Source organism: Paraglaciecola sp. (genome assembly GCF_030730205.1).
Lineage (GTDB): Bacteria > Pseudomonadota > Gammaproteobacteria > Enterobacterales > Alteromonadaceae > Paraglaciecola.
The window spans coordinates 1-12015 of sequence record NZ_JANQVQ010000204.1 but is presented as its reverse complement, the minus strand read 5'-3'; the positions used below and the strand labels follow the sequence as shown (position 1 = coordinate 12015).

The window sequence follows — 12015 nt, the reverse complement described above, 5'->3', positions numbered from 1 at the left end:
TGAGTACTATCTAGCTAGGTTTTATCCTGTTGAGTATCAATCCAGATATTCCCCTGTGGGGTCATAGCCAACAAGAGTTTAGGTGTTTCCCCCCCTAGCGCCGCCGCTTGCAGCGCCTAGCTGCTGATAAATGAGTAAATCGGCAATACCCAGATGCTTTATCCACAAACGATAACTTGCGCCAGCGGGTAAAATATCATCTAAATAACTAAAACAGGGCTTACGCCTAAAGATGTTAGCCAGTTCAACCGGAAGCCGCACACTGCTGGCGGTACTAACAGTTTGATTTAAATGCTCTATGGCATAGTCCATCAGGTAAGCATGTGTATGCGCTATCTGGTTAGATTGTTCATCAATAGTGATACGTGCTGCATCGTGCCAATCGCCATTGTTGCAAATTTGCAGCGTGAAATTGAGCAGCATTTGTTTGCCTAAGTAAACCTAGGTGCGTTTCATAAAACAGTTAACAGGACATCCAAGATAATTAGCATCTAACTAGGAGTCACTATTCATTGCTGTTGAATTGCATGAGAACTTGCACCACCTTTAAATTAACAGAGTGGTCCACTTAGTTGTTGGTTTAAGCTTGAATTCACGTTAGTTAAAGTTGTTAATCATTATTCAATATTTATGCAAATAAGAACTGAAACTGGATCGCTTTTGGGTGCTAAATAACACAAGTTGGCAAATCGCGTTATTAAGCAAAGTCGCCATTGCTATATCACTTAACGTCAGATGTTCGTCATCACCGCGATTAAAGGCAAATTCCCGCTCCCCATCATACGCTAAAGAAACAGCGGCCAATGTGGTTGGCATGTCGACCGTTTCCACAAAATCAGTATTAACATGGTAGTCCACAACTTCATTTTTCAAATAAGTACCAAAGGGTTCATTACCCAATGCAGCAACATTAGCAGGTGCTCCACTTGGCTTTTTAATGAAATTAGAACCTTTAGACAATCCTGCATTTGTATCAACGTACACAAAATCAATCAGCATTTCACCTATACAAACAACCTTTTTCATCTTCGTTTTCCTGAACAGAATGTGTTTTCTAAAAACAAACCATCAAGTAAAAAGATAACAACACGAAAGACAACCCTGTTTGAATAAAATGTATATTGTGTAAAGTAAATTTATAATTGTGCTTTCCTTTCAGGAAATGCTAATTTCTGAGGATGAATAGTTATGCTCTGTTAGCATTATAAAACTTTAAAAGAATATCAATGGTAACCATCAAACAAGTCGCTACCCATGCAGGTGTATCCTTTAAGACTGTATCCCGAGTCGTTAATAACGATCCAACTGTTAAAAAGATAAATCGCGATAAAGTTGTCAAATCTATTAAAGAATTAGGTTACCGGCCAAATCGAGCTGCAAGTATTACTCGTCGTAAAAAGTCTGGAATTATTGGGTTTATTGCAGATGACTTATTAAAAGTACCTTATACCTTTGATCTGATTAGGGGGGCACAGAAAGTAGCTTGGGAAAAAAACAAAGAACTCATGGTATTGAATGTCACTGAAGATCGTTACAGCGCTGAGTTAGCTGCCCAACACCTGATGGAGCATAGAGTAGAAGGTATCATCTATGCAGCAATGTATCACCATGAAGTTATATTACCTAAAATTCTACTTGAGTGTCCTACCGTGCTGGCAAATTGTTACAGTCTAGATACTCAATATCCAAGCATTGTTCCTGATGAAGTTAAAGCAGGCGAAACCGTAGCACTTGCATTGCTCGATGCTGGATATCGCAAAATCGCATTTCTTAATCTTAATGAACACATCATTGCGGCACAAGATAGAAAACAAGGGATAATTAATGCATTTACCCTTCGTGGTGTACCATTGGGAAATTTACATATTGAATCTGTTTTCCATGGGCCAGCAGGTGAAGAAGTTTGCAGTTCACGAGAGGTTACCGCCAGAGTTGCCCGTGAATTCAAACCTGACGCCATCATTTGTGGGCAGGATCCGATTGCAGTAGAAGCCTACTTTGTATTACAGGCTATGGGGATCCAAGTGGGTAAGGATATGGGTATGGCGAGCTTTGATGATTGGGATATCATCCCGACCTTACTCCAACCTGCTTTATCTACAATGGCACTGCCACACTTTGATATGGGTAAATGGGCAATGGAGTATCTGCTAGATGAAAGGGAAGATATAGTGAACGAAAAACTTCCCTTCACCTTAGTTAAAAGAGGCTCTTATTAAGCTATGGGTGTTTGTTGGACACTTGTTGTTTTGTACTGAGTAAAAAGTAAGAAACAATAGTAAAAAATAAAACTATCGAGCCTAAAATTTTGTAAGAAAGTGGAAAACCTAAGTTGTCATACATCATACCGGCAAAAATAGACAAGCCAGAAGCCGTTATTTGCGTCGAAAACTGAAACCCGACTATATACAAGGTTGCCGACATACGGGCGTCAAAGGTTTGAGATATATATTTAAATATTGCTACCAACATTATAGGTAATTCAACGGCGTGGAGTAGCTTCATTAGCGAGATGGTGACTGTATCATCAGCAAAACCGGAACCAATGATACGAATAGCCATAATCAAACCGCTTACTATTAGGCTATTTTTAGCGCCAATTTTAATTACCAGAAGCGGCGCTAAAAACATGCCACCCGCTTCTAAAAAAACTTGGAACGAATTAAGGTAGCCATACATTGCATTTCCCTCTTGTCGATTCTCGAACATGGACGCAAAGTACACAGAAAACTGCTGGTCATAGACGGAATAGACGCACGTCACGCCCATTACAAAAATAACAAAAGTCCAAAACTCCTTCATAAATAGCAAACCTGACATCAACTTTAAATCAAACTTCTCCGCATGTTTGTCATTCTTTTTCTCAGCAGTCAGGTGGGCTTGACTCAGGTCAAATGAAAAAATTAAGATAATGAAAACACAAGCACTCAGTGAAGCTAACCAAAAGTTAATATCTGGTCCTTTATTAAATAAATAACCGGCACAAAAAGTCGCAATGGCCCAGCCTAATGATCCCCACAATCGAGCTCGTCCAAATTCAAAATCGCTTGTTCTTGCCACCCTCTCCACATAGCATTCAAGCACCCCAATGGCTGCGCCAAAAGTAAGTGCAAAAAACAATCCACCCAATAAAGCTGCTAAATAAAAATGACTCAGTAAAAGAGAACTGTACACATAAATAAAAAAAGGACCGACAGTCAGTAATAGCAATGCAATAAATATCAGCAGATGTTTACGTAAACCCAGTTTGTCTTGCAGATAGGCGTAACACGGCATAACAAATAATGCAGCTATAGCGTTGCAACTAAATATGACCCCAATTTTTTCTCCCGTAAGGCCAATATGTTGACTTAACCAGATGGGAAATAAGGAGAATGAGAATGACCAGCACAAAAAGAAGGTAAAAAAAGCACCACTCAATAACCAATAAGTTTTTTTAGAATAAGTCACTAATACTTCTCTTTGCGTATGGATTTATTTTTATTTGTTGGTTAACAGTAGACAGGCAACCTAAATAGTTGCCTGTCTTGCTTGTTTATTTCTGATATAGAAACATCAATTTTTACTTAAAACGTGTCACTCCAGAAACAGAAATATCATCGCTTTGAGCATAGACACCTACTTCACTGGTTGCCAAATCATATAGTCTGAAACTCAAGGCTCTAAATTGGTCAACATAAACAACGCCAACACCTTGTATTGGGTCAAGTAATATATCGATGTTAACTCCTTGCTCTGGGTCTATGTTACTGAGAACTTGAGGGTTAGCAGCATTGCTACGCTCATCTTTATGGTAAAAAGTGACCTCGTTAGTTGCGCCATTAATCTCCACAAAATGTTCACTATTATCGGCACTGTCTTTAAATTGCAGACCAAAAATGGCATTTTCATTGGCGCTATTAATCTTAAATGACATTCTGTTTTTATTTGTTTCACTGGCTAGCAACATATTTGAACCCGCAGGGATATTTAGCACGCCAGCATTTTCTGTCACATTGTCAGAAGATGAGACTGGTGAAGTAGAAAGTACGTCGACCAATTCTTGTCGATATAATTCAGGCATTTCTACCGCTAGTTGTCCGCCATCCGTAACTCTTAATTGATGTGCCATAAAGTTTCCACCGAATTCTTCGGCACCAGAATCGCTTCTACCGTCATTGCCCGCAACCCATGCCAATAACAATTTATCCGTATTTGAACCAGCAGACTTAGCTGCATAGAATCTGCGCCCGTCTAAAGAATCCATTGCCGGTTTCACCCATACGCCATTTTCATGAACTAAATATTTTACGGTATGTTCTTCGTCGCGCTGGTCAGAGTAAACAATAAATTCATGACCATCTAACTGGATAAAGTCTGCGACTTCCAAATTAAGCGGGGACGATTCTGTGTAGAGAGGAGCTTGTGCAGTCCAAACCGTTAAGTCATCCGAGGTATACAGTCCAATAGCCGCCTGATTGTTATAGCGGGTAGTAATGAGCATCCAGTAGTTTCCTGTTGACTCATTCCAAAACACCATAGGATCCCGAAAGTCAAAATCACTGTAACCATTACTGCCAGAAAAACTCTCGTCTTCCAACACCGTCCAATTGTGTAAACTCGTATCATCTGCAACCGCGTGATAGACCTTTTCGACAGGGCTAATTTGACGGTTGTGGCCGGTGAAAAAGATATGAGTCTGCCCTTGCTGGTCGACTAATGCACTGCCAGACCCTAAAAACTGATCATGACGATTGTCATCGCCTGACGCCTTCAATACTTCTACAGACGCTGTTGAACTGAGCAGGTTTTTAGTTTTTACTAGGCCCCAAGAATGATACCCAACGTTTTGCAAATAAAACACGTGTAAAACGCCGTCAATCATTATTGGGTTGGGGTCGATCATGTCTAAATTCAGTATCTGATCGTAAATTTGCACGGTTGACACAATGCTATCTGCGGCTGGTTGCACTGCGGCTTTATTGGCTTGACGAATTTCGTCAACTAAAATAAAGGGCAAGCTTCCATCTTCTTGAGTACCATCATGGCGGTCTATAACCTCAATTTGAGCTTGCATGCCTATTAAAGCTGATACATTCCACGAGCGCCAAGATAATTCATTTTCTAAGCCATTGCCGCTCGCTTGGCGAACAACTTTACCATTCACACGCAAGACGACAGCAGTGGCATTATCCATGTCAAATGTATTAGTCCCGCCTGCTACTAAGAAATTAATATAGGAAGCACTGATCTTGAAACTGGGTGATTTGAGTGTACCGGTAGCTTCCCAACCTAAAAAGCTCGCGTCAGTAGCATTGCTGTCGGCAAACGATTCACCATAGGTTGCCAATACTCTATCCCCGATATGATTGCTTATATCAGCAGCCCACTGGCCTCCGTTCAGGTAGATCATATCGCCAGTGGCAAAAAAGTCATGTTCCTGATAGGTATTGTAACCACCACAGCAGAATTCAAATCCAGCGATATTTTGCGCTGCTGCGCCTAAACGGGTAAATGCCGCTGCACCTTCCGTCTCAGGAGTGCTTGTTAAAACACTGGCACTAAAACTAATAACGCTGCTTGACTTTGGCACGGCGGCAGGCTCATCTGACGCTCTGAACTCATCGGCTAGTACATAAGGCAGGCTGCTATCGGAGTTATCATCTGCATGATTATCGATAATCATCAACTGTGCACTTTGACCTGCTAAATCTGTCACATCCCAGGTTACCCATTGCATGCTGTCTTGAGTATTTTGACCTGTCGCTTGGCGAACAACATCACCGTTAACTAGCAGTACAATCGCCGTCGCATTCGCTTGATCAAAGCGATTAATACCACCGCCAATCAAAAAGTTGATGTAATTCGCATCGATGTTAAAGGCAGGAGTTTTAAGGGTACCGGTTGCCGCTGAACCAATGTGTTCAGCACTGGTATCTGCATCACTATCGAAACCATCACCATTACTAGAAAATACTCTTTCACCGATTGTGCCAGCAACGCCTGCACCCCAAAAACCGCCATCGAGTTTCAGAAAATCACCAGTGACTTCTTCAAATTCATGCTCTTGATAGGTGTCGTAGCCACCACAACAAAATTCAAAGCCTGCAATATTTTGGCCTGGCTCAGATTGGCGGGCAAAAAGACTATGACCTGAAGTGCTTGGTGTTGTGGTTAATGGCACCTCAAAAACGGGGGTGTTATCCGGATCAAGAGGGTTACTATCATCCTCATCATTAATGCCGTCGCCATCATCATCCTCATCGGCATTATTACCTATGCCATCATTATCGGTATCAAGCGTTTCGCTTGGATCGCTTGGGAAAGCATCATTAATATCATCCACACCGTCGCCGTCGTCGTCATTATCATTAATATCCAAAATGCCGTCAGAATCGGTGTCTCTGACTGCTGCATAGGGATCGACTGCGGCTTTATCTGCACCACGGAATTCATCAGCCAAAAGATAGGGCACTGCTGCATCATTGCCATCGTCGTTATGTAAATCTATAAACTTGATTACCGCACTTTGGCCTTTAAATTCCCTGACATCCCAGCTAGTCCACTGCATACTATTAGCCACATTTTGGCCACTGGCTGAGCGCACGACGTCACCGTCAACGATCAATACAACTGCGGTTGCAGCGGCGCTACTATAAGGATTACTTCCTCCACCAACAAGAAAGTTGATGTAGTTGCTATCTATTACAAATGCTGGACTTAACATCGTGCCAGTCGCTGCACCACCTAATTGAGCAACTTGGTCTGAGCCATCTTCAGCACCATCGCCATAACTTGAAAATACTCGTTCACCTACATGACCGGCGACATCAGCACCCCAAAATCCACCATCTAGCTTGGCAAAGTCACCCGTTATTTCGGTAAATTCATGGACTTCGTACGTGCCAAATTTACCGCAACAAAACTCGAATCCGGCAATATTTTGAAATTCGTCGGCAGTACGTAAAAATAAACTATGACCTTCTGAAGTAGGTGTCATTGTTAGTTCCACAGGCGGTATTGTCGGTACTACAACCGAATCAATATCTTCAATTTCAGCGGCTGGCAGGTTTGCAGCGCGAAATTCATCGGCTAACAAATACCCTAAGGTACTGTCACTACTATCATTTTCGTTCAAATCAATAAATTTGATTTGTGCAGTCTTACCCATAAACGATGATACATCCCAGCTCGACCATTGCATGGCGTTAGCTTCGTCATTCCCGCTAGCATCACGCACTACTTCATTATCTATTAACAGCACCACTGCCGTGGCTTTTTCACTGTCAAAGGAATGACTGCCGCCACCAATTAAAAAATTGATATAAAGCGAATCAATAACAAATGTTGGGCTAAGCATAGTGCCAACGGCTTGTGCACCTAATTGCGCAACTTGGTCGGATCCGTCATCAGCACCGTCGCCATAACTAGAGAATACGCGTTCGCCAATATGCCCTGCCACGTCGGCTCCCCAGAATCCTCCGTCTAACTTGGCAAAATCTCCGGTTACCTCTGTGAAATCATGGGCTGCATAGGTACCAAATTTACCGCAGCAAAACTCAAAGCCAGCAATGTTTTGTGATCCATCTGATTCACGAACAAACAGGCTGTGACCTTCTGATTCTGGGGTCTGGGTCACTTCTTTGTTCAATTTAGTCGGAATTGCCGCTGCAATATCGGCTGCTCGGAACTCGTCAGCTAAAACATAAGGCAGGCTTGCATCATTACCATCATCGTTGTGCATATCGATAAACTTAATGGCCGCTATTTGACCTTGCATTTCTGATACATCCCAACTCGTCCAAGCCATTTTATCTGCCACGTTGGCACCACTAGCAGCCCGAACGACAACCCCGTTGACAACCAGCACTACCGCAGTGGCCTTGTCACTGTCATAGGGATTATTGCCGCCACCCACTAAAAAATTAATGTAGTTTGTTTGAATTTCAAATTCAGGACTTAGCATCGTTCCTGTCGCGGCCCAACCTAATTGTGCAACTTGATCTGAGCCATCTTCAGCACCATCGCCATAACTCGAAAAGACCCGTTCACCAACATGTCCCTCTATAGCCGCCCCCCAGAATCCTCCGTCTAACTTAGCAAAATCGCCTGTTATCTCGGTAAACTCATGGCTTGCATAGGTGCCAAATTTTCCACAGCAAAACTCAAATCCTGCCACATTTTGCAAGACATCACCTTGGCGAATAAATAAGCTATTGCCCTCTGTAGCAGGTTGGTCAGTCAGTTCAATCACCGGACCTGGTGTAGGTTCCGGTGTTGGGGTTGGTGGAGGAGTGGGTGGAGGAGTCACTGGACATCCCTGTGAAGTAAACTCACAAGCCTTTTGCCCTGGTTCAAGCACAACAACTTCTATATCACTATCTTGATCACTATCCCCCGAGCAAGCACTTAAATTAACTAAGGCACCTACTCCTACAATGGTTGATATCGCAATTTTTCTTAATTTTAATAGCTGAATCATATTTTGTTCCTCACACCAATGTCCTGGTTGTCAATTTGCTATGCAGACGTGGTCACTTATTACCCCCACAAACAAACAACGTTGTCTATTTGGATGTATTTAAAAGTAAAGGATTCTGCACCAGTTTTTGTTAATTTTTACATTCGGTAAATAGTTGGGTAATTGGCTTACTGCCCTATTTAACTTACCCTAGGCCTTTTGTCATTTTGCTTCCTGCTCTGAAGAAATCCACATAGAAGAAAATTCGGCGATTTTGGCATCATTCACATTAAAATTTTCATCTGACGATAATCGTATGCCACTCAATATGGATTGCGGAAAAACCAGAGCAGTGATGACGCTTTCGCCGTCATTGATAAAAATTTCAATTGAGGAGTGATCAACAATGATATCAACCGTATCTTTGTTTCCCATTGAATGAAATGGAGCATATTGAACGCCTGCGAAACCCTCATCGAACGATACGTCGCCTGATTGAGTGCGATCCAGAGTCATAGAAGCGTTGACGGTATCAAGTGTCGTTATCACTTTATCGCCTGCGAGGTTAAACAGCTCAATGTTAATTTTTTGCTGCCTTGTATTACTTAATGCAAAACTCACTCTGAATGCATTTTCAGATAGAGAAGGTGAATTTAACAGATAGGTATTTTGACCACTAAGCGGGCCAAGCTCTTTAATCACTTGCTCAGCAGCGACCACTTCTTTGACGGGCAGCGATGTTAACCTTAACCCTTGACTGGTGGTTTTCAGTGACAAGGTTCGAGGTAAAGTCATTGCACTACGAAACGACCTAGTGGGTACTTTATTGGCATATTGCCAATTGCTCATCCAACCCATTAGGATTGAACGACCATCACTGTCTGGCATATCTGAAAAAGTCACCCCTGCATAATTGTCTGTGCCAAAGTCAAGCCATACCGCTGGTTCGATGCGGTTTGAGGCAAGTGCATCAGAAAAAACGATTTGATCAATATAGGTATGCCCCCAACTTCCACTTTCTGAGTCTATTATCTTGATTCTGGCCGTTTGCCCAACAAATTCATTAACATCCCAGCCTACATATCTGAATTGCTCACTATTTTGCCCGGTCGCAGAGCGCACCACGACATCATCTATGATCAATTGCATTCCAACTTTGTTGGGGTGTTGTCCACCACCAATGTAAAAATTAATAAACCCTTTACTGATAACAAATGGTTTAGATAACAACGAACCGATTGCTTTATCACCGTTGTTAAAACTATTAATTAAATATTCACCTACATAACCATTAATGGGAGCTTGATTAGTATAGGAACCACGTGTTGGCGAGGAAGCAAAAGCTTCACCGTTTGCATCCCACTTTTCTAAACCATGCTCAAAATCGTCAAAAACCTCTCCTTCTGGGAAAACCGCTGGCGTTTGTTGCAATTCATCTTGGAATGTTGGATCAAGTACATATTCATGGCCATCAAATTCGCCAATAAAATATTGCGTAGCAGAACCACCATTGGGTCCACCAGCACCAATACTCACAATTAATACGTCTTTACGGTTTCCATTCTCATCTACTTGCAACGAAATAAGATCAGGACATTCCCAAACACCCGAATGATTTCCCCAGCCTTGACCAAAATGACTTTCTAACTTCCAATTTAATAAATTATCAGACGAATAAAATCCAATTTCTTGTCCCTCTGCCAAGACCATAATCCATTTGTTTGCTTTACTGTTCCAGCTCACTTTAGGATCTCTGAAATCACGTTTACCAGGGTTCAACATTACAGGATTGTTGGCGTATTTCTTCCAAGTACGGCCCTTATCTAAACTAAAAGCTAACCCTTGGGTTTGAAAATCTATTGCCCCCATCTTGTCTGCTTCGGCATCGTGGTAAGTAAAAATAGCTACCATTGGTGGGTTATCGGCAGTTCCTAGACCTGAGGTATTATTCCAATCGATCACAGCACTACCCGAAAAAATAGTGCCAAACTCATCAGGAAATAGTGCAATGGGTAACTCTTCCCAATTAACTAAATCTGTACTTACAGCATGTCCCCAGTGCATAGGACCCCACACTGTTGACTCAGGGTGGTATTGATAAAACAAATGATATTCGCCTTGATAATAGACCATACCATTTGGGTCATTCATCCAATGTTTTAGCGGACTAAAATGAATTTGTGGCCGATATTGTTCCTGATATTCATTTGCGTCCCACAAACTTTGAGACACCGCGTTTTGTTTAACTGTTTTTGTATCTAAATTCATTTGATTCATTGAATTACATCCAGCTAATAAAGTCATAGCTAAGAAGCCTGTAGAAAGTACTTTTTTATTAAAAATTGACATGATTGATTCCCGTTCATTGCTCATATTTAGTTGCCAGTTGCTCTAATGTTTTGCCTTTTGTTTCAGGCATTAAAAAGAACACAAACAAGAGTTGTAAAATCATCATGAACGCAAAGAAGGTAAACACTGTGCCTGGCATATATTGCTGAAGAAAAAATGGCATTAATAGGGTAATCAATGCAGCAAATACCCAATGTGTTCCTGACCCTAATGATTGACCTTTTGAACGCACGCCGTTGGGGAATATTTCGGCAATAAATACCCAAATAACCGCACCTTGGCCAATGGCGTGAGAGGCAATAAACAAAAAGACAAAAAACACTACTATCATGCCCCCTTGGTTAGTATCGAATGCCCATGCCACCACAGCCAGAGAAATGATGTAACCCACTGAGCCTATATACATCAGAGTTTTGCGGCCTGCTTTGTCTATTAGGGTTATGCCGATCATGGTAAACACTAAATTTATGACACCGATCCCCGCCGATGACAAAAGCGAAGAACTGGCATCTAACCCAGCTAATTCAAATACCCTAGGCGCGTAATAAATAATAAAGTTAATACCGGATAACTGGTTAAATGCTGCGAGCAAAAAGGCTAAGGTAATGGGTAAGTTAAAGGAACCAGAGAACAGTTTATCGGTTTTGTGTTGACTAGCGTCAGCCTGTACAGCCGCGACAATAGCATCAGCATCTTCTTCTCCGAGGTCTCGTAGTACTTCTTTGGCTTTTGCAGCTTTGTTGCCATGCAGCACTAACCAACGAGGGCTTTCTGGTGCTTTAAGTATAAATAGCAAGTAAATCAACGCGGGGACAGCCTCAACTCCCAACATAATCCGCCAATCAAAACTGGAAGTACCGGCAATCAGGTAGTTAGATAAAAATGCTATCAAAATACCAAATACAATTTGAAATTGATAAATAGCCACCAATCGACCACGATGTTTTGCTGGTGCAATTTCAGAAATATAGGCAGGGACTACAATCGATGAAATCCCTACTCCCAAACCTCCGATAAAACGCAAAATAGCAAAGGTATAGGGATCTTGCGCGAGCGCCGAACCAATAGCCGATACTAAATACAATATCCCTATCAATACTAAGGTAGGTTTACGCCCAAATTTATCACAGGGATAATTTCCCCCTAGAGCGCCTAGCACGGTTCCCCACAACGCTGACGACATAACAAACAAGCCATGAAATAAGGGACTTGTTTGCCAAAGCGAC

Annotated in this window: 7 protein-coding genes; 1 reads left to right on the top strand and 6 read right to left on the bottom strand. The window is 41.9% G+C overall.

All coding sequences use genetic code 11. The features are described 5' to 3' along the window. Positions 1–78: 78 nt before the first annotated feature. Positions 79–423 carry a hypothetical protein gene (locus tag NWQ57_RS13885; RefSeq protein ID WP_306022756.1) on the bottom strand — a complete coding sequence of 115 codons (345 nt, stop codon included), beginning with the start codon at positions 421–423 and terminating at the stop codon, positions 79–81. 198 nt (positions 424–621) lie between these two features. Beyond that, positions 622–1026: a PfkB family carbohydrate kinase gene (locus NWQ57_RS13880; protein WP_306022755.1), complete on the bottom strand. Its 405-nt coding sequence runs from the start codon at positions 1024–1026 to the stop codon at positions 622–624. 200 nt (positions 1027–1226) lie between these two features. On the opposite strand from NWQ57_RS13880, the gene NWQ57_RS13875 reads away from it, so the two are divergent. Further along, the gene (locus tag NWQ57_RS13875; RefSeq protein ID WP_306022754.1) at positions 1227–2219 is read left to right on the top strand and encodes a LacI family DNA-binding transcriptional regulator; all 993 of its coding nucleotides are present in this window, start codon (positions 1227–1229) and stop codon (positions 2217–2219) included. A gap of 1 nt (position 2220) precedes the next feature. Here the strand turns inward: NWQ57_RS13875 and NWQ57_RS13870 are convergent, their stop codons facing one another. From NWQ57_RS13870 to NWQ57_RS13855, 4 genes are all read right to left on the bottom strand, one after another. After that, positions 2221–3450 carry an MFS transporter gene (locus NWQ57_RS13870; protein WP_306022753.1) on the bottom strand — a complete coding sequence of 410 codons (1230 nt, stop codon included), beginning with the start codon at positions 3448–3450 and terminating at the stop codon, positions 2221–2223. A 112-nt stretch (positions 3451–3562) separates the two neighbouring features. Beyond that, entirely contained in the window at positions 3563–8461 is a 4899-nt protein-coding gene (locus NWQ57_RS13865) for a hypothetical protein (RefSeq protein ID WP_306022752.1), read from the bottom strand. Positions 8462–8662: 201 nt separating this feature from the next. Further along, positions 8663–10789 carry a glycoside hydrolase family 32 protein gene (locus NWQ57_RS13860; protein ID WP_306022751.1) on the bottom strand — a complete coding sequence of 709 codons (2127 nt, stop codon included), beginning with the start codon at positions 10787–10789 and terminating at the stop codon, positions 8663–8665. A 13-nt stretch (positions 10790–10802) separates the two neighbouring features. Further along, positions 10803–12015: sugar porter family MFS transporter (locus NWQ57_RS13855; RefSeq protein WP_306022750.1), on the bottom strand; the 1213-nt coding region annotated here is incomplete at its 5' end.